This window comes from Ramlibacter sp. PS3R-8 (genome assembly GCF_037572435.1).
Classification (GTDB): Bacteria; Pseudomonadota; Gammaproteobacteria; order Burkholderiales; family Burkholderiaceae_C; genus Ramlibacter.
Window position 1 is genome coordinate 237,868 of record NZ_JBBHGT010000001.1, and the last position, 24,009, is coordinate 261,876.

The 24,009-nt window shown below is 67.2% G+C and carries 24 protein-coding genes and 1 tRNA gene; 15 read left to right on the top strand and 10 right to left on the bottom strand.

Annotated features, from left to right (window positions below):
• Positions 1-14 precede the first annotated feature (14 nt).
• The 8 genes from WG902_RS01150 to WG902_RS01185 form a co-directional block, all read right to left on the bottom strand.
• Positions 15-902, bottom strand: a complete 888-nt coding sequence (locus WG902_RS01150) for a sugar phosphate isomerase/epimerase family protein (RefSeq protein ID WP_340058044.1) — start codon at positions 900-902, stop codon at positions 15-17.
• Between the two features lie 8 nt (positions 903-910).
• Positions 911-1,783 (bottom strand): NAD(P)-dependent oxidoreductase, encoded by an 873-nt coding sequence (locus WG902_RS01155; RefSeq protein ID WP_340058045.1) that lies wholly within the window; start codon positions 1,781-1,783, stop codon positions 911-913.
• A gap of 4 nt (positions 1,784-1,787) precedes the next feature.
• Positions 1,788-2,486: an SDR family NAD(P)-dependent oxidoreductase gene (locus WG902_RS01160; protein WP_340058046.1), complete on the bottom strand. Its 699-nt coding sequence runs from the start codon at positions 2,484-2,486 to the stop codon at positions 1,788-1,790.
• Positions 2,476-3,438: a Bug family tripartite tricarboxylate transporter substrate binding protein gene (locus tag WG902_RS01165; protein WP_340058047.1), complete on the bottom strand. Its 963-nt coding sequence runs from the start codon at positions 3,436-3,438 to the stop codon at positions 2,476-2,478. Before WG902_RS01165 ends, WG902_RS01160 begins: the two co-directional genes overlap by 11 nt.
• Before the next feature lie 53 nt (positions 3,439-3,491).
• Positions 3,492-4,673 carry a dihydrodipicolinate synthase family protein gene (locus WG902_RS01170; RefSeq protein ID WP_340058048.1) on the bottom strand — a complete coding sequence of 394 codons (1,182 nt, stop codon included), beginning with the start codon at positions 4,671-4,673 and terminating at the stop codon, positions 3,492-3,494.
• Positions 4,674-4,684: 11 nt separating this feature from the next.
• Complete coding sequence (locus WG902_RS01175; protein ID WP_340058049.1) at positions 4,685-5,848, bottom strand: Gfo/Idh/MocA family protein; 1,164 nt, start codon at positions 5,846-5,848, stop codon at positions 4,685-4,687.
• A gap of 25 nt (positions 5,849-5,873) precedes the next feature.
• Positions 5,874-6,854: a tripartite tricarboxylate transporter substrate binding protein gene (locus tag WG902_RS01180; protein WP_340058050.1), complete on the bottom strand. Its 981-nt coding sequence runs from the start codon at positions 6,852-6,854 to the stop codon at positions 5,874-5,876.
• A 93-nt stretch (positions 6,855-6,947) separates the two neighbouring features.
• Positions 6,948-7,601: a TetR/AcrR family transcriptional regulator gene (locus tag WG902_RS01185; protein ID WP_340058051.1), complete on the bottom strand. Its 654-nt coding sequence runs from the start codon at positions 7,599-7,601 to the stop codon at positions 6,948-6,950.
• 38 nt (positions 7,602-7,639) lie between these two features.
• On the opposite strand from WG902_RS01185, the gene WG902_RS01190 reads away from it, so the two are divergent.
• Positions 7,640-9,346, top strand: a complete 1,707-nt coding sequence (locus tag WG902_RS01190) for a thiamine pyrophosphate-binding protein (RefSeq protein WP_340058052.1) — start codon at positions 7,640-7,642, stop codon at positions 9,344-9,346.
• Positions 9,347-9,500: 154 nt separating this feature from the next.
• Here the strand turns inward: WG902_RS01190 and WG902_RS01195 are convergent, their stop codons facing one another.
• Both WG902_RS01195 and WG902_RS01200 read right to left on the bottom strand, forming a co-directional pair.
• Entirely contained in the window at positions 9,501-9,953 is a 453-nt protein-coding gene (locus tag WG902_RS01195) for an SWIB/MDM2 domain-containing protein (RefSeq protein ID WP_340058053.1), read from the bottom strand.
• Positions 9,954-10,280: 327 nt separating this feature from the next.
• Positions 10,281-11,201: a DMT family transporter gene (locus WG902_RS01200; protein ID WP_340058054.1), complete on the bottom strand. Its 921-nt coding sequence runs from the start codon at positions 11,199-11,201 to the stop codon at positions 10,281-10,283.
• Positions 11,202-11,254: 53 nt separating this feature from the next.
• Here WG902_RS01200 and WG902_RS01205 point away from each other — a divergent pair, with 53 nt between their 5' ends.
• From WG902_RS01205 to WG902_RS01270, 14 genes are all read left to right on the top strand, one after another.
• Positions 11,255-11,656, top strand: a complete 402-nt coding sequence (locus WG902_RS01205) for a gamma-glutamylcyclotransferase family protein (RefSeq protein ID WP_340058056.1) — start codon at positions 11,255-11,257, stop codon at positions 11,654-11,656.
• A gap of 236 nt (positions 11,657-11,892) precedes the next feature.
• Positions 11,893-13,218 (top strand): isocitrate lyase, encoded by a 1,326-nt coding sequence (aceA, locus tag WG902_RS01210; RefSeq protein WP_340058057.1) that lies wholly within the window; start codon positions 11,893-11,895, stop codon positions 13,216-13,218.
• A gap of 99 nt (positions 13,219-13,317) precedes the next feature.
• Complete coding sequence (locus tag WG902_RS01215) at positions 13,318-13,515, top strand: hypothetical protein (RefSeq protein ID WP_340058058.1); 198 nt, start codon at positions 13,318-13,320, stop codon at positions 13,513-13,515.
• Between the two features lie 184 nt (positions 13,516-13,699).
• Positions 13,700-15,607 (top strand): threonine--tRNA ligase, encoded by a 1,908-nt coding sequence (gene thrS / locus WG902_RS01220; protein ID WP_340058059.1) that lies wholly within the window; start codon positions 13,700-13,702, stop codon positions 15,605-15,607.
• Positions 15,608-15,683: 76 nt separating this feature from the next.
• Entirely contained in the window at positions 15,684-16,304 is a 621-nt protein-coding gene (gene infC / locus WG902_RS01225; RefSeq protein ID WP_340059414.1) for a translation initiation factor IF-3, read from the top strand.
• A 168-nt stretch (positions 16,305-16,472) separates the two neighbouring features.
• Positions 16,473-16,676, top strand: a complete 204-nt coding sequence (gene rpmI, locus WG902_RS01230; protein WP_171557183.1) for a 50S ribosomal protein L35 — start codon at positions 16,473-16,475, stop codon at positions 16,674-16,676.
• 24 nt (positions 16,677-16,700) lie between these two features.
• Complete coding sequence (gene rplT, locus WG902_RS01235) at positions 16,701-17,060, top strand: 50S ribosomal protein L20 (RefSeq protein ID WP_340058060.1); 360 nt, start codon at positions 16,701-16,703, stop codon at positions 17,058-17,060.
• A gap of 96 nt (positions 17,061-17,156) precedes the next feature.
• A complete protein-coding gene (gene pheS, locus WG902_RS01240) occupies positions 17,157-18,215 on the top strand; it encodes a phenylalanine--tRNA ligase subunit alpha (RefSeq protein ID WP_340058061.1) in 1,059 nt (352 codons plus the stop codon).
• Positions 18,216-18,219: 4 nt separating this feature from the next.
• Positions 18,220-20,637: a phenylalanine--tRNA ligase subunit beta gene (gene pheT / locus WG902_RS01245; protein WP_340058062.1), complete on the top strand. Its 2,418-nt coding sequence runs from the start codon at positions 18,220-18,222 to the stop codon at positions 20,635-20,637.
• Between the two features lie 56 nt (positions 20,638-20,693).
• On the top strand, positions 20,694-21,023 hold the full coding sequence (locus WG902_RS01250) for an integration host factor subunit alpha (protein ID WP_340058063.1): 330 nt from the start codon (positions 20,694-20,696) through the stop codon (positions 21,021-21,023).
• A gap of 216 nt (positions 21,024-21,239) precedes the next feature.
• Positions 21,240-21,692 (top strand): MerR family transcriptional regulator, encoded by a 453-nt coding sequence (locus WG902_RS01255; RefSeq protein WP_340058064.1) that lies wholly within the window; start codon positions 21,240-21,242, stop codon positions 21,690-21,692.
• Between the two features lie 42 nt (positions 21,693-21,734).
• Positions 21,735-21,811 (top strand) — tRNA-Pro (locus WG902_RS01260).
• Between the two features lie 118 nt (positions 21,812-21,929).
• Positions 21,930-22,823 (top strand): adenylate/guanylate cyclase domain-containing protein, encoded by an 894-nt coding sequence (locus WG902_RS01265; protein WP_340058065.1) that lies wholly within the window; start codon positions 21,930-21,932, stop codon positions 22,821-22,823.
• Between the two features lie 4 nt (positions 22,824-22,827).
• Positions 22,828-23,955 carry a type VI secretion system-associated FHA domain protein gene (locus WG902_RS01270; RefSeq protein ID WP_340058066.1) on the top strand — a complete coding sequence of 376 codons (1,128 nt, stop codon included), beginning with the start codon at positions 22,828-22,830 and terminating at the stop codon, positions 23,953-23,955.
• Positions 23,956-24,009 lie beyond the last annotated feature (54 nt).

Here is a 24,009-nt window from a genome sequence, read left to right on the forward strand (position 1 = left end):
TTTGGCCAGCGCTGCTACACGGCGGTCTTGTGCCGCGCAATGACAGTGTCCAGCACCTCTTCGTGCGGCCGCTGCCACCAGTTGCCGGTGGAAAAGATCTCCACCTCGCTGTAGCCGTCGAAGCCCTGCGCCTCCACCCAGCCGCGGATGCGCGGGATGTCGATGACGCCGTCGCCCATCATCCCGCGGTCGTTGAGCAGGTCGGTGGTCGGCGTGAGCCAGTCGCAGGCGTGGAACGCCAGCAGGCGGTCGCGGCCGGCCCGCGCGATCTGCGCCTGCAGCTTCGGGTCCCACCACACGTGGTACACGTCGACTGCGACGCCCAACGACGCTGGCTCGCCCGTGCGCCGGGGATCCAGTTCATCGCAGACGTCCAGCGCCTGCTCCATCGTGTTGATGCAGGCGCGGTCGGCGGCGTACATGGGATGCAGCGGCTCGATGGCCAGCGGCATGCGCGCCTGCCTTGCGTAATCCAGGAGTTCGGCGATGCCGTCGCGCACCTGCGAGCGCGCGAGGGCGATGTCCTTGTGCGCCGGCTTGCCCTGCAAGGCGCCGGGCAGGGCGCCCACCACCAGCACCAGGCACTTCGCGTTCAGTTCGGCCGCCTCGTCGACGGCGCGGCGGTTGTCGTCGCGCGCCGCCTTCAGCCCTGCCGCGTCCGCCGCCGGGAACATGCCGCCACGGCAGTAGCCTGAGAGCTCCAGGCCGTGCGTGCGCACGAGCCGCGACACTTCGGCCAGGCCCGCGGCATGCACCTGGTCGCGCCAGGGCGAGATCGCGCGGATGCCCCGCCGCACGCAGGCTTCGATGATGTCGGGCAGCGGCAGGTCCTTGCCGCCGCTCTTGCGGATCGTCGCCGTGTTGAGTGAGAGCCAGCGGTGGTCTTGGGAAAAATCGCGCATGTCGTGGGTCAGGTGGAAGGGCGGCGGACGCGCCGCCACTGGCGAACGATCGCCGCGTTGTCGAGGTCGCCGTCGCCCGCGGCGACCGCGTCGCGCATCAGGCCGGCATGCGTTTCGGACAGCGGCAACGGTTGCCCCGAGGCGCGTGCGGCCTCGAGCATCAGGCCGACGTCCTTGAGGTGCTGGCGGATGCGCGACTGCGGCTCGAAGTGGCCGGACACCATCAGCGGGCCCTTGGCCTCCGCGGCCGCCGACCTTGCCGGCGTGGCGAGCACCAGCTGCAGGAAGGCGTCCGGCGCGATGCCCAGGCTTTCGGCGAAGGCCATGCCTTCGGCGAGCACCGCGCGGTTCAGGCCCAGCACCAGGTTGGTCGCGAGCTTGGCCTTCGCCGCCATGCCGGCGCCGCCGACGTGCACGCGTTGCGGTGCGATCGCCTCCAGCACCGGACGCGCGCGAGTGATCGCTTCTTCGTCGCCGCCGAGGAGCTGGGTTGCCTGGCCCGCGGCGATCTGCTGGCTGGAACCGGAAAGCGGCCCCTCGATGAAGTCGATGCCGCGGCTGCGCAGGCTGGCCGCGAGCTCGCCAAGCGCTTCGGGCTCACCGGTGGAGCAGTCGATCACGGTGCGCACCGCGTGGCGTGGGACGAGCAGGCTGTCCAGCACCGATCGGACCTGGCCGGTGTCGAAGACCGCGAGGACGACGACCGTACAGCGCGTGCCCACGGACGCGGCGGAGGGTTCGGGCGAGCCGCCGGCGGCTTGCAGCGCCGCGAGCGCCTGCCGTTCCAGGTCGAATCCATGCACCGCGAACCCGGCCGCCATCAAGCGACGCGCGAGGGCGGTGCCGACCAGGCCGAGTCCGATGATGCCGATGGCGTCCATGGCCTCAGGGCGTGAGCGAGGTGCCGCCGCAGATCTGGATTTCCTGCCCCGTGATCGCGGCCGCCGCCGGGGAGAGCAGGTAGGCGACCAGCGCCGCCACTTCTTCGGGTTCGATCAGCCGGCCGATCGGCGGAATGCGGGACGGCGTGTCCTTGCGCGCCGGGTCCGCCAGCATGCCGGTGCGCGTGGCGGCGGGCGCGACGACGTTGACGGTCACGCCCTGCGTCACGACCTCGGCCGCCCAGCTGCGCGCCAGGGAATGGAGCGCGGCCTTGGTGGCCGCGTACTGGCTGCGGCCGGCCACGCCGTGGGCCACCCGGCTGCCGACCAGCACCATGCGTCCGTGGCCGGCTTGCGCCATCCGCGGCAGCAGCGCGTCGGCCAGCCGCGTGGCGGCTTCGACATGCAGCCGCCACATCGCTTCCCCGTTCGCGGCATCGAGGCCGCCGAGCGAGGCCGGGCGCAGGATGCCGGCCGCATGCACCACCGCCTGCAGCGGCCCGACCTGCGCCAGCGCCGCGTCGAGGGCGGCGCGATCGGCCAGGTCGACCGTCACGGAATCGAAGCGCGCGTCCTCGATGGCCGGCGCCGCGATGTCGAAGCCGCGCACGCGCCAGCCGTTCGCCAGCAGCCGGCGGGCCACGGCGAGGCCGATGCCCGAGCTGCTGCCGGTGACCAGCGCGCGGCCGGCCTCACTCGACACGGATGTTGCCCTCCGTGATGATCTTCTGCGCCCGCGCCATGTCGGTCGCCTGGAATTTCGCGAAGTCATCCACGGAGCCGGGCGTGAGCAGCAGGCCTTGCTGCTCCAGCTTGTCCTTCATCTCGCCCGCCAGCGCCTTGTTCACTTCGGCGTTCAGGCGCTGCGTGATCTCGGCGGGCAGCTTCGCCGGGCCCCACAAGCCGTACCAGCTGTAGAACTCGTAGCCGGGAATGGTTTCGCCCACGGTGGGCACGTCCGGCAGGTTGGGCACGCGCTTGTCGGAAGTGACCGCGACCACGCGCAGCAAGCCGCTCTTGTGGTACTGCAGGGAGCCGAGGATCGGGTCGATGAAGCCGTGGATCTGGCCGCCGATGAGGTCCTGGAACGCCGGCGCCGTGCCCTTGTACGGCACCACCATGTATTCGATGCCGCCGCTGCGCTTGAGGAGCTCTGTCGACAAGTGGCCCGCGGAGCCTATGGAGCCGACCGCGAAAGTCATCTTGCCCGGATTGGCCTTGGCATAGGCCAGCAGCGACTTCACGTCGGTGACCGGCAGGTTCTTGTTGATCGCCACCGACAGCGGCGCCTTGGCGACCAGGGCCACCGGCTGGAAGTCGCGCACCACGGCGTAGGGCACCGACTTCATCGTCATCGGCGCGCTGACGAACGTCGATGCGTTGAACAGCAGCGTGTACCCGTCGGCCTGCGCCTTGGCCACCGCATCGGCGCCGATGGTGCCGTTGCCGCCGGGGCGGTTCTCCACCACGAAGGGCTGCCCGAGCTGGTCGCCCAGCTTCTGCGCCAGTTGCCGGCCCACCGCGTCCAGCGTGCCGCCGGGCGGGAAGGGGATGATCACCTTCACCGGGCGGTTCGGCCAGGCTTGCGCCGTGGCCGCGAGGCTGGCGACAGTCAGCAGGGTGGCGAGAGCCAGCTTTGTCGTCGCTTTCAGCATGCTTTTCTCCTCGGGTTGATCCTCACTCGGTGGGGTCGCTGCGCGAACCCACCCTACACGCCGTGCAGTGCCGCGAGCGTCTTCATGCGTGTGACGGCCGCCTCCGGCTGCTCCAGCAGGTTGGCCGCATCGGCCAGCCGGAACAGCTCCGCCAGGTGCGGCAGGCTGCGCGTGCTTTGTTGCCCGCCGACCATCGCGAAGTGCTTCTGGTGGCCGTTCAGCCAGGCCATGAAGACGACGCCGGTCTTGTAGAAGCGGGTGGGCGCGGCAAAGATGTGGCGCGACAGCGGCACCGTCGGGCCGAGGATGGCGTGGAACTTGTCGATGTTGCCCTGCGCCAGTTCGCCGAGCGCGGCGCTCGCGGCGGGCGCGATGGCGTCGAAGATCCCCAGCAGCGCGTCGCTCTTGCCCTGCACCGGCGTGCTGCCGAAACCGTCGCCCGCGATCAGCTCGGCGTAGTTGAAGTCGTCGCCGGTGTACATGCGCACGCCGGCGGGCAGGCGGCGGCGCATCGCGATTTCCTTGTCCTTGTCCAGCAGGGAGATCTTGATGCCGTCCACTTTCGACGGGTGCGCGGCGATGATGCCGAGCGCCGTGGCCATGGCAGCATCGACGTCCTTCGTGCCCCAGTAGCCCGCCAGCGCGGGATCGAACATGTCGCCCAGCCAGTGGAGCACGACCGGTTGCTTCGCCTGCGACAGGATGCGGTCGTAGACACGCTCGTAGTCGGCGGGTCCCTTCGCCACCTTCGCCAGGGCGCGCGACGCCATGACGATCAACTTGCCGCCGAGCTTCTCGATGGCGGCCATCTGCTCCTCGTAGGCGCGGATCACGTCGTCGACGGTCTTCGCGTCCTCGGGGGCCAGGTGGTCGGTGCCGCAGCCGGACGCGACCAGCGCGCCGGGCACGTCACGCGCCGCATCGAGCGAGCGGCGGATCAGCTCCAGCGAGGTCGGCCAGTCCAGGCCCATGCCGCGCTGCGCCGTGTCCATCGCCTCGGCGACGCCGAGGCCCAGCGACCACAGGTACTGCCGGTACGCGATGGTCGCGTCCCAGTCCACCGCGCTTTGCAGCCAGGGGTCGATGGCCGCCAGCGGGTCCGCCACCACGTGCGCGGCGGAGTAGGCGATCCGATTGAATTTCACGCCCCTGGCGGGCTTCACCGGGGAGGTGCCGCGCAAGGTGTAGGTCTCGAGCGCGCCGCGCGCGCTGGGCAGCTTCAAGGTCAGGGCCATCGCGATGCCCCTCAGACTTTCAGCGGAGGCACGTCGACGAAGCGCCGTTCCTTCCAGCTTTGCAGCGCGGCTTCCACCAGCTGCACGCCCTTGGCGCCTTCGGGCAGCGTCCACTTCCAGGGCGCGTCTTCCACCACGTGGCGGATGAAGGCCTCCCACTGGATCTTGAAGCCGTTGTCGTAGATCTGCGTGTCGGGCACTTCCTGCCATTGCTCGCTGAAGTTCATCGTGTTCTTCACGTCCGGGTTCCAGACGGGGCGCGGCGTGTTGACGCGGCTTTGCGCCTTGCACTCGGTCAGCGTGGCAACCGCGGAGCCGTGGGTGCCGTCGACGTGGAACGTGACCAGGTCTTCGCGGTTCACGCGGGTGGCCCACGACATGTTCAGCTGCGCGATCACCGGCTCGCCGTTGTGGCCGACCAGTTCGGCGATGGCATAGGCCGCGTCGTCCGCAGTGGCCTGGTAAGACTTGCCGTCCTCGTCCCAGCGCTGCGGGATGTGGGTGGCGCCCAGGCAGCTGATCGACTTGACCTCGCCGAACAGGTTGTCCAGCACGTAGCGCCAGTGGCACATCATGTCCAGGATCATCCCGCCGCCGTCCTCGGAGCGGTAGTTCCAGCTGGGGCGCTGGATCGGCTGCAGGTCGCCCTCGAACACCCAGTAGCCGAACTCCAGCCGCAGCGACAGCATGCGGCCGAAAAAGCCCGCACGCCGCAGCATGTCCAGCTTGCGCAGCCCGGGCAGGAACAGCTTGTCCTGCACCGCGCCGTGCTTCATGCCGGACTTCTCGGCCATCTTCGCGATCTCCACCGCTTCGCCGAGCGTGGTGGCGATCGGCTTCTCGCAATACACGTGCTTGCGCGCGCGCAGGGCCTTGGCCAGCAGCTTGGGCCGCATCTGCGTGGTGCCGGCGTCGAAGAAGACGGTGTCTTCGGGATTCGCCAGCGCCGCATCGAGGTCGGTGCCCCAGCGCGCGATGTTGTGCGCCTTGGCAAGCGCCTCGATCTTTTCGGCGTTGCGGCCGATGAGGATCGGGTCCGGCATCACCTTGTCGCCGTTGGAGAGCGTGACGCCGCCCTGGTTGCGGATCGCGACGATGGAGCGGATCAGGTGCTGGTTCATGCCCATGCGTCCGGTGACGCCGTGCATGATGATTCCGAGACGTTGCGTGGGCATGGGGGACTCCTTGTGTCTTGCCTGCTTACTTCTGCACTTCGAGACCGGCGGCCTTGACCAGCGCGGCGTTGTTCCTGACCTCTTCGCGGACGTAGGCGTCGAACTGCGCCGGCTCCAGCGTCCAGGCATCGGCGCCCAGGGTCAGGAAGCGTTCCTTGACCTCGGGCGTGGCCAGCGCCTTGACGACTTCGTCCTGCAGGCGGTTGACGATCGCCGGCGGCGTGCCCTTGGGGGCGAACATGCCGATCCAGAAGTTGAACTCGGAGCCGGGGACGCCGGCTTCGGCGGTCGTCGGGACTTGCGGCAGGGCCGCAGCGCGGCGCGGCGAGCCGACGGCCAGCGGGACCAGCTGGCCTTGGCGGATCTGCCCGATCACCGGTGCGATCGGCGAGAAGTAGTAGTCGACGCGGCCGGCCATCACCTCCGTCACGGCTTCAGCCGAGCCCTTGAAGGGGATGTTCTGCGCTTCGATCTTCGCGGCCAGCTTGAACTTCTCGGCGTTCAGGTGCGTGGCGCTGCCTTGTCCGGCGGAGGCGAAGTTCATGCTGCCGGGCTTGGCGCGCGCCGCCGCCAGCAGCTCCTGCAGCGTCTTGATGTTCTTGGAAGGCGAGATCACCAGCACGTTCGGCGTGGAGGAGATCGGCGTGACGGGAACGAAGTCCGCCAGCGTGTCGAACGGCAGCTTGGCGAAGGTGTGCGGGCTGACCGTGTGCGACGACGAGTGGATCATGATCGTGTAGCCATCGGGCGCCGCCGTGGCCACCGCGGCCTGGCCGATGGTGCCGCTGGCGCCGCCGCGGTTTTCGACCACCAGGGTCTGGCCCATGCTCTGGCCCATCTTGTCGGAAATGGCGCGGGCGATGATGTCCGTGGTGCTGCCGGCCGCGAAGGGCACGATCACCCGGATCGGCTTGGTGGGGTAGCCGGCCTGCGCCGAGGCGGCGAGGGGTGCGGCGGCGGCGATGGCGGCGAGGGTGGCGACGAGGGTGCGGCGGGTGAACGTCATGCTTGTCTCTGCTCTTTCATGGAGGGGTCAATTCACTGATTGGTGAATTATAGGGCGCGCCACGCCGCTGGCAAGCCCCGCGCCGACGGCAGGTCAATCGTGCAGGAAGAGGTAGCCGAGGATCACGTCCGTCATGTGCGACAGGCGTTCGCTGCGGGCCTTGGCGGCCAGCAGGTCGCGGCCGAACACGGCCGACAGCGTGTGGCTGTTGGACAGGTAGAAATACGCCAGGCCGGCGATGGAGACGTAGAGCTGAACCGGGTCGACGCCGCCCCGGAAGATTCCGTCGCGGCGGCCGCGCTCGAGCACGGTGGCCAGCGACTCGATCAGGGGCGAGTTGAGCTGCCGGGCGCGATCGGGGTCCACGAGGTGACGCGCCTTGTGCAGGTTGGCGCTGTTCAGCAAGGTGAGGAACTCCGGGTGCGCGATGAAGTAATCCCAGGTGAATTCGACCAACCGGCGCACGGCCGTGGCGGGATCGAGCTCGGCCAGGTGCAGCGTGGCCTCTTCGGCGCGGATGTCGCTGTACGCCTGCTCCAGCACGGCCTGGAACAACTGCTCCTTGTCGGCGAAGTAATAGTAGATCAGGCGCTTGTTCAGGCCGGCGCGTTCGGCGATGCGATCGACGCGCGCGCCTGCCAGCCCGTACTCGGCGAATTCGTCGCGGGCCGCTGCTAGGATGGTGCTCTGCGAGCGATCCGCATCGCGCAACCGCTCTTCGCCGCCACCCGTCGGTTCTTTGGCCATGGCCAATAATTCACCAAACAGTTAATCAAGTCAAGCACATGTCGCAGGATACGCAACTCGCCGGCCACCTGATCGTCGAATGCTTGGTGGCCCAGGGCGTGACGCACGCTTTCGGCGTGCCGGGCGAGAGCTATCTCGCGGTGCTCGATGGCTTCCACAAATACCGCGAGCAGATCCGGTTCGTCATCAACCGGCAGGAGGGTGGCGCCGCCTTCATGGCCGAAGCCGTGGGCAAGATGACCAACCGGCCGGGTGTCTGCTTCGTCACGCGGGGACCCGGCGCCACCAATGCGTCGATCGGCGTGCACACGGCCTTCCAGGATTCCACGCCGATGGTGCTGTTCGTCGGCGATGTCGCCAGCGACCAGCGTGACCGCGAGGCTTTCCAGGAAGTCGACTACGGCAGCTTCTTCGGCCCCAGCACCAAGGGCATGGCCAAGCGCGTGGAGCGCATCGACGAGCCGGACCGCATCCCCGAGTATGTGGCGCGGGCCTTCGCCACGGCCATGAACGGCCGCCCCGGGCCGGTGGTGCTGGTGCTGCCCGAGGACATGCTGGTGAAGGCCAGCGCCGCACGCCCGATGCCGAAAGTGGATCCGGCGCAGGCATGGAGCGACCCGGGCGCGCTGCGCACGCTGCGCGAGATGCTGCTGGCTGCGAAGAAGCCTTTCGTGATCGCCGGCGGCGGGGGCTGGACGCCGCAGTCCGCGCAGGCGCTGCAGCGCTTCGCCGAGAACTGGAAGCTGCCGGTCGGCAACGCCTTCCGCTTCCAGGACACCTTCGACAACCACCATCCGCTGTATGCGGGCGACGTCGGCATCGGCATCAATCCCAAGCTCGCCGCGCGCGTGAAGGACAGCGACCTCATCGTGGCCATCGGTCCGCGGCTGGGCGAGATGACGACCGGCGGCTACACGCTGCTGACGCCGCCGAAGGCGAAGCAGAAGCTGGTGCACATCCACGCCAGCGCCGAGGAGCTGAACCGCGTCTACCAGGCCGACCTCGCGATCCACGCGACCATGAACGCCGCCGCGCGGTCGCTCGAGGTACTGGCCGCGCCGCCGGACGTGCCGTGGGGTGCCGGCTGGGCCGAGTCCGCCAACGCCGACTACCTGGGCAACATGGTGCCGCAGAAGCTGCCGGGTTCCATCGACATGCCGGCCATCGTGGCCGTGCTGCAGAAGCTGCTGCCCGAGGATGCGCTCATCACCAATGGGGCCGGCAACTTCGCGTCGTGGACGCACCGCTTCTTCAAGCACCACGGCTTGGCCAAGGGACACAAGACGCAGCTCGCGCCGACGGCGGGATCGATGGGCTACGGCGTGCCCGCCGGCATCGCCGCCAACATCGTCTCGGGCCGCATCGCCTTGACGATGGCGGGCGATGGCGACTTCCTAATGAACGGGCAGGAGCTGGCGACGGCGTCGCAGTGCGGCGCGAAGTCGATCATCGTGCTGCTGAACAACGGCATGTTCGGCACCATCCGCATGCACCAGGAGCGCGATTTTCCCAAGCGCGTGGAGGGCGCGGGCACGGAGTTGGCGAACCCCGATTTCGTCGCGTTGGCGAAGGCGTACGGCTACGAAGGCACGCGCATCACCCGCACCGAAGAGTTCGAGCCGGCGTTGGGTGCCGCGCTGGCGAGCAGGAAGGGGACCTTGATCGAGGTGATGCTCGACCCGGAGGTGATCACGACGCGCGGGACGTTGAGCGGGATCCGGGATGCGGCGTTGAAGAAGGGGTAGGGGACGGGAGTCGGGGTGCGGCTTCGCGCGCAACCCGACCTACGAATCCGGCTGCCCCCGTAGGCCGGGTTGCGGCGCAGCCGCACTCTGGCATCGAAATGAAAAAGGCCCGCTTTCGCGGGCCTTCAGCTATCGGCTTCAGTCCGACGGCTGCTTACTTGACGTGCTTGCCGATCAGGCCGGCCATCTCGAACATCGAGACCTGGCCCTTGCCGAACAGGACGCGCAGCTTGTCGTCGGCATTGACCATGCGCTTGTTCGCTTGGTCCTGCAGCTTGTTCTTCTTGATGTACGCCCACAGCTTGCTCACGATTTCCGTGCGCGGCAGGGGAGAGGAACCCACGACCGCGGCCAGGGACTGGTCGGGTTGCAGCGGCTTCATGAACGCCGCGTTGGGGGTGCGCTTCTTCGCCGGCGCCTTCTTCGCGGCCTTCTTGGCGGGAGCGGCCTTCTTCGCAGCGGCCTTCTTCGCCGGAGCAGCCTTCTTCGCCGGGGCCTTCTTCGCGGCGGCCTTCTTCGCCGGCGCCTTCTTGGCAGCCGACTTCTTGGCCGGTGCCGCCTTCTTCGCCGTCGTCTTCTTCGCGGTCGATTTTTTCGCAGTTGCCATGATTCGATTTCCTTCTAGAAGTTGATGTACCACCAGTGGAAAACTGCCCTCGCACTGGCAAAGCGGATGCTAATGGAGAAAAACCTCGCGTGAAAGCGAAAAACGGGTTTTTTCATTGGGAAATGTTGCTTTTTGATCGGGCCGAGAACGCTGTTTTCCCTCTGGCGAGGCCCATCGTGGTGCCGATCGCGTGTCACGCGCGGCGCGGATTTCCCCTCTGGGAAGCGCAAAAATCGCTGCGCACCGGCCTGCGCGCGTGCTCACGCATCGCGAGAGAAAACGCGATCAACATCGCGCCAGCGTTCGTCTTTCTCCTCTGGCGGAGGCTCACGCGGAGGGCGGCGAGGGCGCGCGCGCGGTCGCGAGCAGCACGCCCGCAAGCGCGGCGGCGAAGGCGAGGACCTGCATCGATCCCAGCTGTTCGCCCAGCACCAGCACGCCCACTGCCGCGGCCGAAACGGGAAGCATCGCGGTGAAGACGCCGGCCTGCGACGCGGGCACGACTTTCAGGCCCGTCATCCAGAGCCACACCGTCCAGACGCTCGCCGCCAGCGCGTAGAACACCAGCAGCAGCCACGAAGAAGCGGCGACCGCGGAGAAGTCGAAGCCGCGCGCCGCGTACAGGCCGAAGGGCGTGACGAGCGCGAAGCCCCAGAGGTTGATGAGCGACGTGATCCGCTTCGGGCCCAGGGCGCCCGTCAGGGCCTTGCCGATGACTGCATACGCGGCCTCGCACAGCACCGCGCCGAACACCAGCAGGTTGCCGAGCCAGGCGAGGTCCGCCGCCGCGGCGGCGCCGTTGCGCGCCTGCGGTTGCGCGAATGCCAGCAGCCCGATGCCGGTGGCGGCCAGCGCGATGGCGGCCCAGGTGCGGCCGACGATCCGTTCGCGCAGCAGCAGCCAGCTGAGGAGCGCCACCGTCGCGGGGATGGCGGCCATGATCACGCCGGCGGAAACGGCGCTGGTCAGGCTCACCCCGTACAGCATGCAGATGGAGAACAGGAAATTGCCGAGGAAGGACTCGAGGAACAGCAACCGCCGCGTGCGCGGGGTCAGGGGCGGCTCGTTCGCCGGCTTGCGCAGCCAGTGCGCCATCGCGAGCCCGCCGATGCCGAAGCGCAGCCACGCCAGCAGGAAGATGGGGAAGGCGGCAGCCAGCGGCTTGGACAAGGCCACATAGCTGCCCACGAGCGACATGCTCAGCGCGAGGCAGGCATAGGCGACAGGGCGGCTGGGGACGAAGCTCATCGACAATGGCGGCTGGTGGAGCCGCCGCAGCACGGTGGCGAAGCCGCCGCATCATGCCTGAAGCCCCTGTTCGCCACGTCTTCGTCTACGGCACGCTGCGCCGTGGCGGGCGCAACGACATCAACCACCTCGTCCCCGCACCCGAGTACGTCGGCATGGGGGAGGTGCGGGGCGTGCTGTACCACATCGACTGGTACCCGGGCCTCACGCTGGGCGGCGAGGAGGCGGTCACGGTGGTGGGCGAGGTGTACCGCATCACGCCGGATCTGGAGGCAGTGCTCGATGGCATCGAGCGGATCGAAGACAGCGCCGACAGCGAGTACTTCAAGCGCGAGGTGGAGATCGCGGTGGAGGGCCGGATGATGCACTGCCTGCTGTACGAGGTGAACCCGCAGCGCGTTCGCGGCCGCAGCGTGATCGGCCACGGCGACTGGATCCTTTTTCATCCAGCGTGATTTGCATTTCGCATTGCGAAATGTGAGGTTGGTGCGCCGCCGCAAAATTTCTCAATACAAGAAATAACTTTCCGTATTGCGAAACATTGCTCGTAAGCCATTGATTTTGTTCATCATTAAATTTAGTCTTGTATAAGACATAAGAGCCACACGAAGTCTTCTACAAGACTTAAAGTTCAGTCCAGCGCGGCACCGACCACCGCCCCGGTTTTTTCGACCATCGACTAGGAGTGAACATGAGCAACTGGACCCACCTCACGCGCGAACAGCAGATCGCCCAGCTGGAAAAGGACTGGGCGGAGAACCCGCGCTGGAAGGGCATCAAGCGTGGATACAGCGCCGCCGACGTGGTGAAGCTGCGCGGTTCGCTTGCCATCGAGCACACGCTGGCCAAGCGGGGCGCCGAAAAGCTGTGGACCCTGATCAACACCGAGCCGTTCGTCAACACGCTCGGCGCGCTGACCGGCAACCAGGCCATGCAGCAGGTCAAGGCCGGCCTCAAGGGGATCTACCTCTCCGGCTGGCAGGTGGCGGGCGACGCCAACAGCAACGGCGAGATGTACCCCGACCAGTCGCTGTACTCGGTGGACTCGGTGCCCAAGTGCGTGAAGAAGATCAACGCCACCTTCCAGCGCGCCGACCAGATCCAGTGGAGCGAAGGCAAGCAGCCGGGCGACGAGGGTTACGTCGACTACTTCGCCCCCATCGTGGCGGATGCCGAAGCCGGCTTCGGTGGCGTGCTGAACGCCTTCGAGCTGATGAAGGCGATGATCGAAGCGGGCGCCGCCGGTGTCCACTTCGAGGACCAGCTGGCCTCGGTCAAGAAGTGCGGCCACATGGGCGGCAAGGTGCTGGTGCCGACGCGCGAAGCGGTCGCCAAGCTGGTCGCCGCGCGCCTGGCCGCCGACGTGATGGGCACGCCCACCATCCTGCTGGCGCGCACCGATGCGGAAGCCGCGGACCTCGTGACCAGCGACGTCGACCCGATCGACCTGCCGTTCTGCACGGGCGAGCGCACGGTGGAAGGCTTCTACCGCACCAAGAAGGGCTTCGACCAGGCCGTCAGCCGCGGCCTCGCCTATGCGGAGTACGCCGACCTGATCTGGTGCGAAACGGGCACCCCGGACCTGAAGTTCGCCAAGGACTTCGCCGACGCGATCCACGCGAAGTTCCCGGGCAAGCTGCTGGCGTACAACTGCTCGCCGTCGTTCAACTGGCGCAAGAACTTGGACGACGCCACCATCGCCCGGTTCCAGAAGGAGCTGGGAGCGATGGGCTACAAGTTCCAGTTCATCACGCTGGCCGGCTTCCACAGCCTGAACTACTCGATGTTCGAGCTGGCCTACGGCTACGCCCGCAGCAACATGAGCGCCTTCGTCGAACTGCAGCAAAAGGAGTTCGCCGCCGCCGACAAGGGCTTCACCGCCGTCAAGCACCAGCGCGAGGTGGGCACGGGCTACTTCGACGCGGTGACGACCACCATCGAAGCCAACGCATCGACTGCGGCGCTGAAGGGGTCGACCGAGGACGAGCAGTTCTTCGAGGAGAAGAAGGCCGCGTAAGCGCCGGTGCGCTGAGGCAGACAAAGCCCGCGCTCGCGGGCTTTGTTTTTTCCCCCAACCCTCTTACAGTCGAGTCACCGAACGACGAGGAGGGCGACCATGGCCGATGCCACCGAGGAACGAACCGGCGCATTCGATGCGCGCGACCTGGACGCGACCCGTTGCCCCGATTGCTCGGGCACGGGCGAGTTGCGCATCGACAGCGAGAACATCACCGAAACCTTCGAGGTCGAAAAGCAGACGGTCATCACGGAGTGCCCGCGCTGCTCGGGCACGGGCTTCGTGGCCAAAGGTTAGAATTGGCGCAGGACCCAGCTACAAGAGCGAGAAAGGCATCATGGTTATGACACCGCGAACTACCACGGAAGGTTTTTCGGCCCCCTAGCGGCCGGGTAGTCGCGCGCACTCCACGATTCGTTTCGTCCCCACAAAAGCGCGGCTGGTCCCGCGCTTTTCTGTTTCCTGCAAGCCCGCGCATTCCATGATCAACATCACGCTCCCCGACGGCTCGCAACGCCAGTTTCCCGCTCCCGTCACCGTCGCCGACGTCGCCGCCTCCATTGGCGCCGGCCTGGCCAAGGCGGCCCTGGCCGGCAAGGTGGACGGCAGGGTGGTCGACACCAATTACCGGCTCGAGAAGGACGCGAAGCTCGCGATCGTCACGGCCAAGGACCCCGAAGGCCTGGATGTCATCCGCCATTCCACGGCGCACCTGCTGGCCTACGCGGTCAAGCAGCTCTATCCCGAAGCTCAGGTGACCATCGGCCCGGTGGTCGAAAACGGCTTCTATTACGACTTCGCGTACAAGCGGCCCTTCACGCCGGAGGACCTCGCCGCCATCGAAAAGCGCATGGCCGACCTGGCGGCCAAGGACGAGCCGGTCACCCGCCGCGTGCTGCCGCGCGACGCGGCCGTGCAGCACTTCCTGCAGATGGGGGAAAAGTACAAGGCGGAGATCATCGGCGGCATCCCGGCCGGCGAGGACGTGTCGCTGTATGCCGAAGGCGGCTTCGAGGACCTGTGCCGCGGCCCGCACGTGCCCAGCACGGGCAAGCTGAAGCACTTCAAGCTGATGAAGGTGGCCGGGGCCTACTGGCGTGGCGACCACCGCAACGAGATGCTCCAGCGCATCTACGGCACCGCCTGGGCCACCAAGGAGGAACTGCAGCAGTACCTGACCATGCTGGAGGAGGCCGAGAAACGCGACCACCGCAAGCTGGGCCGCGAGCTCGACCTGTTCCACATCGACGACGTCGCGCCGGGCGTGGTGTTCTGGCACCCCAAGGGCTGGGCCGTCTGGCAGGCGGTGGAGCAGTACATGCGCCAGGTCTACAAGGACACCGGCTACCAGGAGGTCAAGGGGCCGCAGATCCTGGACAAGAGCCTGTGGGAGAAGACGGGCCACTGGCAGAACTACCGCGACAACATGTTCACCACGGAGTCGGAAAAGCGGGAATACGCGCTGAAACCGATGAACTGCCCGGGCCACGTCCTGATCTTCAAGTCCCAGATGCGCAGCTACCGGGACCTACCGCTGCGCTACGGCGAGTTCGGCCAGTGCCACCGCAACGAGCCCTCCGGCGCGCTGCACGGGATCATGCGGGTGCGCGGCTTCACCCAGGACGACGGCCACGCCTTCTGCACCGAGGACCAGATCCTGCAGGAATGCGTCGACTACACGGCCAAGCTGCAGCAGGTCTACACCGACTTCGGCTTCACGGACATCCTCTACAAGGTGGCCACGCGGCCGGAAAACCGGGTCGGCGCCGACGATCTCTGGGACAAGGCGGAACACGCCTGCATGGAGGCGCTGCGCCGTTCCGGCGTGGACTTCGTGGTGTCGCCGGGCGACGGCGCCTTCTACGGGCCGAAGATCGAATACACGCTGAAGGACGCGCTGGGCCGGCAGTGGCAGTGCGGCACGATGCAGATCGACTTCAACACCGCGGAGCGGCTGGGGGCGGAATATGTCACGGAGACGAGCGGCCGCGCCCACCCGGTCATGCTCCACCGCGCCATCGTTGGCAGCCTCGAGCGCTTCATCGGGATGCTGATCGAGCACCACGCCGGGGCCCTGCCGGCTTGGCTGGCCCCCACCCAGGTGATCGTGCTGAACATCACCGACCAGCAGGCGGAATACGCCGAATCCGTGGCCAAAGCGCTGAGGAATCAAGGGGTTAGGGTGGAGGTCGACCAGCGCAACGAGAAGATCACGTATAAAATACGCGAGCATTCGCTGCAAAAGCCGCCCTATCTCCTCGTCGTCGGCGACAAGGAGAAGGCGGCTGGTGCCGTCGCAGTGCGGGCCCGGGGCAACAAGGACCTCGGCGTGATGACCCTCGAGGCGTTTTCCGAACGCCTGGCGGCGGACATCGCGGGCAAGCGCTGAATCTCACCGAGGAAGCTGCAGGCCGCGCACGCATTGCCGGTGTTGCTACAATTTTTGTAGCCTTATTGACTGAAGGATCTGGACCATCGCTACTGAATTTCGTGACCGCCGCCAACGCGAGGAGCGCAAGCACCGCCTGAACCGGGAGATCATGGCCCCGGAAGTCCGCCTGAGCGGGCCCAACAACGAGCCCCTGGGCATCGTGAGCCTGGCCGAGGCCCTGCGCCTGGCGGGCGAGGCCGACGTCGACCTGGTCGAAATTGCCGCCACTGCCACTCCGCCGGTCTGCCGGTTGATGGACTACGGCAAGTTCAAGTACCAGGAGCAGAAGAAGGCGGCGGAGGCGAAGGCCAAGCAGACGGTCATCGAGATCAAGGAAATCAAGTTCCGCCCGGGCACGGACGACGGCGACTACAACATCAAGATGCGCAACATCCGCAAGTTCCTGGCGGAAGGCGACAAGTGCAAGATCACGCTGCGGTTCCGCGGCCGCGAGATCACGCACCAGGAAATCGGCATGGCGCTGTTGCAGCGCATCCGGGACGACCTCGGCGACACGATCCTCGTCGAGCAGTTCCCGAAGCTGGAAGGCCGGCAGATGATCATGATGATCGCGCCGGGCAAGAAGAAGATCGCGCCTGCCAAGCCCGCAGAGGCTGCGTCGGCGCCGGCAGCGACGACCACGACGTCGTCGTAAGGACAGTTTCAAAGCCATCACGGTTGGTCGCCGCGGTGGCGCTGGAGGGGAGGCCCATGGCCTTCCCGGAATCCGCGAGGATTCCGAAACAAAAGTGGCTCGGGGCCATCAAGGCGCGAAGAGTTCTTCGCGACGCCTCACGAGCACAAACGAAGAAGGAGCATTCACATGCCCAAGATGAAGACCAAGAGCGGAGCCAAGAAGCGCTTCCGCGTTCGTCCCGGCGGGACGGTCAAGCGAGGCCAGGCCTTCAAGCGTCACATCCTGACCAAGAAGTCCACCAAGAACAAGCGCCACCTGCGTGGGCCGACCGCTGTGCATGAGACCAACATGGGTCACATGGCGCAGATGCTGCCCTTTGCGGGCATCTAACGTAGACGAAGAAGGAGAACACACATGCCTCGCGTCAAACGTGGTGTAACGGCACGCGCCCGCCACAAGAAAATCATCGCCCTGGCCAAGGGCTTCCGCGGCCGCCGCGGCAACGTCTTCCGGGTCGCCAAAGAAGCGGTCATGAAGGCCGGGCAATATGCCTACCGCGATCGCCGCGCCAAGAAGCGCGTCTTCCGCCAGCTGTGGATCGCCCGTATCAACGCCGCCGCGCGTGCGAACGGCCTGACCTACAGCCAGTTCGCCAACGGGATCCGCAAGGCCGGCATCGACATCGACCGCAAGGTCCTCGCCGATATCGCCTATCACGACCCCGCGGCGTTTACCGGAATCGTGAACCAGGTCAAGGCCAAGCTGGCTGCTTGAGTTCGCGATGGACGCTGCCCCGCGAGGGGCGGTGTCCGGTGCAAACCCATCCAACAGGGCTAGGGCTGTGAAGCTTTAGCCCTGTTTTTTTACTCCATGACCCAAGAACTCGAATCCATGGTCGGCAGCGCGCGCGACGCCTTTGCCAAGGCGCGGACGCCGGCCGACCTGGAAAACGCCAAGGCGCAGTACGTCGGCAAGTCCGGCCGCATCACCGAGCTGATGAAGGGCCTGGCAACGCTTGCCGTGGAGGAGAAGAAGTCCCGCGGCGCCGCGATCAACCAGGCCAAGCAGGCCATCGAGGCCGCGCTGGCCGAGCGGCGCCAGGCGCTGGCGGATGCCGAACTCGAAGCCCAGCTGAAGGCCGAGGCGCTGGACGTCTCGCTGCCAGGCCGCGTGCGCGAGCCGGGCGGCCTGCACCCCGTGTCGCTGACCATGGAGCGCATCGAGCAGATCTTCTCCAGCATGGGCTTCGACGTGGCCGACGGCCCGGAGATCGAGAGCGACTGGCACAGCTTCACCTCGCTGAACAACCCGCCCAACCACCCGGCGCGTTCGATGCAGGACACGTTCTACGTGGACATCGACGGCGACGATGGCATCCCCTACAACCTGCGGCCGCACACCAGCCCGATGCAGGTGCGGTATGCGCACCAGCACATCAAGCGCTACGCCGATGCGGTCAAGCGCGGCGGGCCGATGCCGGAGATTCGCGTGATCGCGCCGGGCCGCACGTATCGGGTGGACAGCGACGCAACGCACTCGCCGATGTTCCACCAGTGCGAAGGCCTCTGGCTCGGCGAGAACGTGAGCTTCAAGGACCTCAAGGTCGTGTTCACCGACTTCTGCCGCACCTTCTTCGAAAGCGACGACCTGGCTCTGCGCTTCCGTCCCAGCTTCTTCCCGTTCACCGAACCCAGCGCCGAAATCGACATCCAGTTCCAGGGCGGGCCGCTGGCCGGCCGCTGGCTGGAAGTGGCCGGCTCCGGCCAGGTCCATCCGGCCGTGGTGCGCAACATGGGGCTGGACCCCGAGCGCTACATCGGCTTCGCCTTCGGCATGGGCCCGGACCGGCTGACCATGCTGCGCTATGGCATCAACGACCTGCGCCTGTACTTCGACGGCGACATCCGCTTCCTGAAGCAATTCCGGTAAAGACATGCAATTCCCAGAGTCCTGGCTGCGCGCGTTCTGCAACCCGCCGCTGACCACGCAACAGATCGCCGACACGCTCACCATGGGCGGGTTGGAGGTGGAGGAACTGCGGCCCGCCGCGCCGCCGTTCAGCAAGGTGGTGGTTGGCGAGATCAAGGAAGCCGCGCAGCATCCCAACGCCGACCGCCTGCGCGTGTGCCAGGTGGACGTGGGGCAGGGCGCGCTGCTCAGCATCGTGTGCGGGGCGCCGAACGCGCGGGTCGGCATCCGCGTGCCGACGGCGCTGGTGGGCGCGGAGCTGCCGCCCGGCGAGGACGGCAAGCCGTTCGCCATCAAGCTGGGCAAGCTGCGCGGCGTCGAAAGCCAGGGCATGTTGTGCTCGGCCCGCGAGCTGAAGCTCTCCGACGATCACGGCGGCCTGCTGGAACTGGACGCGTCCGCGCCGATCGGCAAGGACATCCGCGAGGTGCTGAACCTCGACGACCACGTTTTCACCCTGAAGCTCACGCCGAACCTGGCGCATGCCCTCAGCGTGTACGGCGTGGCGCGCGAGCTCTCGGCCCTCACCGGGGCGCCGCTGCAGGAACCGAAATTCGAGCCGGTGGTGGCCAGGAACGACGCGAAGCTCAAGGTGAAGGTCAGCGCGCCCGACCTGTGCGGCCGCTTTTCCGGCCGCGTCATCCGCAACGTGGATACGAAGGCGAAGACGCCGCAGTGGATGGTCGAGCGTCTCGCCGGCTGCGGCCAGCGCAGCGTCACGCCGCTGGTGGATATCTCCAACTACGTGATGTTCGAGTTCGGACGGCCCTCGCACATCTTCGACCTGGACAAGATCCACGGGGGCCTCGACGTGCGCTGGGCCAAGGCCGGGGAACAGCTCAAGCTGCTGAACGGCAACACGATCGAGGTGGATGAAAAGGTCGGCGTGATCGCGGACGACCGGCAGGTGGAGTCGCTCGCCGGGATCATGGGCGGCGACGCCACGGCCGTGTCGGACAGCACGAAGAACGTCTACGTCGAGGCCGCGTTCTGGTGGCCCGAATCGGTGCAGGGGCGCTCGCGCCGCTTCAACTTCTCCACCGACGCCGGTCATCGTTTCGAGCGCGGCGTGGCCCCCGACCTGACGGTCGAACACATCGAGCACATCACGCGGCTGGTGCTGGACATCTGCGGCGGCGAGGCCGGCCCGATGGACGACCATGTCGTGAAGCTGCCCGAACGCAAGCCGGTGACGCTGCGCGTGGCCCGCGCGGCCAAGGTGATCGGCATGCCGGTGACCGAGCGGCAGTGCGTGGACGCCTTCGCGCGCCTGCGCCTGCCGGCGAAAGCCGCGGACGGCCTGATCACCGTGACGCCGCCCGCGTACCGCTTCGACCTGTCGATCGAGGAGGACCTGATCGAGGAGGTGGTGCGCATCGTCGGCTACGACCACCTGCCGACCACGCCGCCGCTGGCGCCGATCACCGCCAAGTTGCCGCCCGAGGCCCGCCGCAGCCGCTTCGCGGTGCGCCGGCTGCTGGCCGCGCTGGGCTACCAGGAAACGATCAACTTCAGCTTCGTCGAGGCGCACTGGGAAAAGGACCTTGCCGGCAACGCCGATCCCATCAAGCTGTTGAACCCGATCGCCAGCCAGATGAGCGTGATGCGCTCTTCGTTGCTCGGCTCGCTGCTGCAGGTGCTGAAGTTCAACCTGGACCGCAAGGCCGAACGCGTGCGCGTGTTCGAGCTGGGCCGCGTGTTCCTGCGCGACGCGGGCGTGCAGACCACCGACACCACGGTGCGCGGCGTGCGCCAGCCGATGAAGGTGGCGGGCCTCGCTTATGGCGACCCTGACGGTCTGCAGTGGGCCCGCAAGGCCGGGCACGGCGATTTCTACGACATGAAGGGCGACGTGCAGGCCTTGCTGGCGCCGCTGCAGGCCGAGTTCGCGCCGGCCGCGCACCCTGCGATGCACCCGGGCCGCTGCGCGGCCATCCGCGTCGGCGGGCGGGAGGTCGGCGTGGTCGGCGAACTGCACCCGCGCTGGCGCCAGCAATGGGACTTGCCGCACACGCCGCTGCTGTTCGAGCTGGACCTCGATGCCGTCACCGGCCGCGAAGTTCCTGCTTTCGAGCCCGTGCCGCGCTTCCAGCCGGCCGAGCGCGACATCGCCGTGATCGTGTCGGAGAAGGTCAGCCACGACCAGCTGCTGGGCGCCATCCGGTCCGCGGACACGGGCGGGCTGCTGCGCGGCGCCATGCTGTTCGACGTCTACAAGCCCCAGCAGGCCACTGCCGGCCTGGCATTGAACGAGAAAAGCCTTGCGGTGCGCTTGACGCTCGCGCGCAGCGACGCGACACTGACCGACGAGCAGATCGAAGCAGCGGTGCGCGCGGTGGTGGAGCGGGTCTCCACGCAGCTGGGCGGCCGCCTGAGGGGATGATGAAGACCATGGCAGGCCTCGCGACGACAACTACAGCGCTCAAAACTGAGGACATCATGGAATTTGCCGTCGAGAGCCTCGAGACGCCCGCATTGACGAAGGCGCAGCTGGCCGAACTGCTGTTCGAGCAGATCGGGCTGAACAAGCGCGAGTCGAAGGACATGATCGATGCCTTCTTCGACCTGATCTCCGGCAGCCTGGTCGACGGCCAGGACGTCAAGATCTCGGGCTTCGGCAATTTCCAGATCCGCACCAAGGCGCCGCGGCCGGGCCGCAATCCCCGCACCGGGGAGGCCATCCCCATCGAGGCGCGGCGCGTGGTGACCTTCCACGCCAGCCACAAGCTCAAGGAACAGATCCAGGGGAATGGGCCGTCGGAAGGCTGAGGAACACCGGACAGCCGGACGCAGAAGGCGCAGAAGTTGCGCAGAAGTCGCAAAAGGAATCCTTGAAGTTCTTCTGCGGCTTCTGCGTGGTTTCTGCGCCTTCTGCGTCCGGTTGTTGGGTTTTTGCGGCGGCCGCGAGCAGCTCCCTTGCCGGGCTTTGCACTTCCGACCTCTTAGAGTAACCTCGAAGCTTTCTCTCCTAGTGGATTGATTTCAATGGAGAAAGCCCTCCCGGCGATCCCTGCCAAGCGCTACTTCACCATCGGTGAGGTCAGCGAGCTGTGTGGCGTCAAGCCTCACGTGCTACGGTATTGGGAGCAGGAGTTCACGCAGCTGCGGCCCATGAAGCGGCGCGGCAACCGGCGCTACTACCAGCACCACGAGGTGCTGATGATCCGGCGCATCCGGGACCTGCTGTACGACCAGGGCTTCACCATCAGCGGCGCGCGCAACAAGCTGCAGGAAATCGTGCAGGTGGAGCGTGACAAGCGCCGTGCCGGCGAAGTCATGCTCGATGGCGTCGAGGTGATCGAGGTCGAGGAATCGTCCTTCGGCGAAAGCCAGTTCGAGGACGCGCCGCCCGAGGAGCGCGACGTGATGTCGCAGAAGCTGCAATTGCTCAAGCGCGAGCTGTTCGAGATCCGCGACCTGCTCAGTTCCATCCACTAGCCCGGCGAAATCGGTATTTCCCTCGGGCTATAATGATCGGCTCGGCGTGTAGCGCAGCCTGGTAGCGCACTTGCATGGGGTGCAAGGGGTCGCGAGTTCGAATCCCGCCACGCCGACCAACGACAGACGAAGCCCGCCGGATGCGCAAAGTCCGGCGGGCTTTTTCCTGAGGCGACATGCCCCGGCCCCGGGTTCCACCGCTTGGCCGCTGAGTCGGGCGGCATACAATGGCCGCGCATGGCCTCCGTCGTATTCGCTGACCTCGTTGGGAGCACCGGCATTTTCGAGCGCCTCGGTGACGAGACCGCGGGGCTCTTCGTCACGCAGCTGACGACGGCACTGGCCAAGATCTTCGAGCAGCACGACGGCCGCGTGGTCAAGCTGCTCGGCGACGGCCTCTTCACCGTGTTTTCGCGGGAGGACCAGGCCCTTGTCGCCTGCATCGCCATCCAGGAAAGGCTGCAGCAAAAACCCGTGCGCCCCGGCGGCACCGGCCAACCCGTGCAGATGCAGATGGGCATCGAATCCGGCGAAGTCGTCGAGATCGAGGGCGATTGCTACGGCGACGCCGTCAACAGCGCCGCGCGCCTGGCGGACCTGGCGGGCGCGGACCAGATCCTCACCACCCAGCGCGTTCGCGACGCCATCTCGCCCGGATTGCAGGGCAAGCTGCGCAGCCTCGGCCCCATCTTCCTGCGCGGCAAGGCGGAAGCCACCGAGGTGTTCCGCGTCGAATGGCAGCCGGAGCGCGACGCCGAAGCCACGGTGATGGGAGTGTCGATGTTCAAGTCGGGCGTGGAGACGGCAGCGCTGGAGATCACCATCGGCGGCCAGACCCGCCGCCTGCAGCCGCGGGGCGGGCGCATCACCCTGGGCCGGGCGGTCACGGCCGACCTTCCCGTCAACGACTCCCGCGTGTCGCGCATCCATGCCGCCATCGAATGGCGCGGCGGCCAGTTCGTGCTGTCGGACGCCTCCAGCTTCGGCACCTGGGTGTATTTCGGCGGCCAGACCGAGCCGGTGGTGCTGCGGCGCACCGAGTGCTACCTCGCGGGGCAGGGCCAGATAGCGCTGGGCTGCGACCGGGACGCGGACGCGGCCCCGCTGGCGAGCTTCTCGATTCGCGGCTGAGCGCATGGCGCTGGACCTCCACATCTCGGGGCCGGGGTTCGACGTGACGCGTCGCCTCAAGCACGGCGACCCGGCGCTCATCCTGGGTCGCGACACCGACTGCAGCATCTGCCTGCCCGACCCCGAACGCAACGTGTCGCGCCGTCACCTGAGCGTGTGGAACGAGCAGGAGCAACTGCACTTCCATGTGCTTTCCGTGGTCAACGGCGTCGAGATCCCCGCCGGCGAGTTGCCGCCCGGCGCGCGCGGCATCCTGGCGCCTGGCCATGCGATGTACCTCTCGGCCTACCGGGTGATGGCGCAGGCGGCCGGCGACGACACCCTGCCGGAGCCACCGCCGGCATCCGCCACCGCCGGGGGCGCCGACCCGTGGGCCGAATTCGAACGCCAGGCCGCCGGCTTGACGGCCGATACGGGACCGGAAACCGTGCCTTTCCAGCCCGACGACGATCCCTTCGGCGACTGGGGTTTCAACAGCACCTTCGGCCCCGGTTCTCCCGGCGGCGTCCTGCGCGCCGACGCACTGGCCCCCGCCACGGACCTGAAACCCTTCTTCGCCGGTCTCGGGATGGAGGCCGCGGGCGAGGCCGCCTTCACCCAGGGCGAGCTGGAAACGATCGGCCGCCTCACGCGCATCGCCATGCAGGCGCTGCTGCAGGTGTCGCAAGCCGCGGCGCTTTCGCGGCACGACGTGCGCGCCGACGAGCGCACGGTGGTGGAGGCGCGCGAGACGAATCCGCTGCGCATGGACTCGCCGCTGGAGACCAAGCTGTATTTCCTGTTCGGCGGCCAGGCCGCCGCCGCCGGGTTCCTGCCGCCCGATCGCGCCGTGGCGCAGGTGGCCACCGAGCTGGCCGCGCACCAGCAGGCCATGAGCGAGGCGGTCCGCGAGGCCATCGAAGGCCTGCTGGAGGACTTCGAGCCCGAGGCGCTGAAGGCCCGGTTGCTCGGGAGCGGCGTGCGCCTGTTCGAGTCGGCGCGCGCGTGGGACGCGTTCACGAAGGATTACGCCGAACACAAGGCCAGGCAGCCGGAGTGGGTCCAGCAGTTGCTGGACCGGCATTTCACGCAGGCCTATGTGAACGCGCTGTTGCGGGCGAAACGCAACACATCGGCTCGCACCCACGGCTGACGAACGGTGCCGGCAGGCGGGGTGCGGGCTAGAATGGGTTTCCACCTGTTACTC

Excerpts from the sequence above, each read along its gene's own strand:
- WG902_RS01190 (WP_340058052.1), top strand. The coding sequence starts at position 7,640 with ATGTCGCAGGATACGCAACTCGCCGGCCACCTGATCGTCGAATGCTTG.
- rpmI (WP_171557183.1), top strand. The coding sequence starts at position 16,473 with ATGCCCAAGATGAAGACCAAGAGCGGAGCCAAGAAGCGCTTCCGCGTT.
- WG902_RS01265 (WP_340058065.1), top strand. The coding sequence starts at position 21,930 with ATGGCCTCCGTCGTATTCGCTGACCTCGTTGGGAGCACCGGCATTTTC.
- WG902_RS01205 (WP_340058056.1), top strand. The coding sequence starts at position 11,255 with ATGCCTGAAGCCCCTGTTCGCCACGTCTTCGTCTACGGCACGCTGCGC.
- WG902_RS01185 (WP_340058051.1), bottom strand. The coding sequence starts at position 7,601 with ATGGCCAAAGAACCGACGGGTGGCGGCGAAGAGCGGTTGCGCGATGCG.
- pheS (WP_340058061.1), top strand. The coding sequence starts at position 17,157 with ATGACCCAAGAACTCGAATCCATGGTCGGCAGCGCGCGCGACGCCTTT.
- WG902_RS01165 (WP_340058047.1), bottom strand. The coding sequence starts at position 3,438 with ATGCTGAAAGCGACGACAAAGCTGGCTCTCGCCACCCTGCTGACTGTC.
- WG902_RS01270 (WP_340058066.1), top strand. The coding sequence starts at position 22,828 with ATGGCGCTGGACCTCCACATCTCGGGGCCGGGGTTCGACGTGACGCGT.
- WG902_RS01155 (WP_340058045.1), bottom strand. The coding sequence starts at position 1,783 with ATGGACGCCATCGGCATCATCGGACTCGGCCTGGTCGGCACCGCCCTC.
- WG902_RS01170 (WP_340058048.1), bottom strand. The coding sequence starts at position 4,673 with ATGGCCCTGACCTTGAAGCTGCCCAGCGCGCGCGGCGCGCTCGAGACC.
- thrS (WP_340058059.1), top strand. The coding sequence starts at position 13,700 with ATGATCAACATCACGCTCCCCGACGGCTCGCAACGCCAGTTTCCCGCT.
- rplT (WP_340058060.1), top strand. The coding sequence starts at position 16,701 with ATGCCTCGCGTCAAACGTGGTGTAACGGCACGCGCCCGCCACAAGAAA.
- pheT (WP_340058062.1), top strand. The coding sequence starts at position 18,220 with ATGCAATTCCCAGAGTCCTGGCTGCGCGCGTTCTGCAACCCGCCGCTG.
- WG902_RS01175 (WP_340058049.1), bottom strand. The coding sequence starts at position 5,848 with ATGCCCACGCAACGTCTCGGAATCATCATGCACGGCGTCACCGGACGC.
- WG902_RS01215 (WP_340058058.1), top strand. The coding sequence starts at position 13,318 with ATGGCCGATGCCACCGAGGAACGAACCGGCGCATTCGATGCGCGCGAC.
- WG902_RS01255 (WP_340058064.1), top strand. The coding sequence starts at position 21,240 with ATGGAGAAAGCCCTCCCGGCGATCCCTGCCAAGCGCTACTTCACCATC.
- WG902_RS01200 (WP_340058054.1), bottom strand. The coding sequence starts at position 11,201 with ATGAGCTTCGTCCCCAGCCGCCCTGTCGCCTATGCCTGCCTCGCGCTG.
- WG902_RS01250 (WP_340058063.1), top strand. The coding sequence starts at position 20,694 with ATGGAATTTGCCGTCGAGAGCCTCGAGACGCCCGCATTGACGAAGGCG.
- WG902_RS01150 (WP_340058044.1), bottom strand. The coding sequence starts at position 902 with ATGCGCGATTTTTCCCAAGACCACCGCTGGCTCTCACTCAACACGGCG.
- WG902_RS01195 (WP_340058053.1), bottom strand. The coding sequence starts at position 9,953 with ATGGCAACTGCGAAAAAATCGACCGCGAAGAAGACGACGGCGAAGAAG.
- aceA (WP_340058057.1), top strand. The coding sequence starts at position 11,893 with ATGAGCAACTGGACCCACCTCACGCGCGAACAGCAGATCGCCCAGCTG.
- WG902_RS01180 (WP_340058050.1), bottom strand. The coding sequence starts at position 6,854 with ATGACGTTCACCCGCCGCACCCTCGTCGCCACCCTCGCCGCCATCGCC.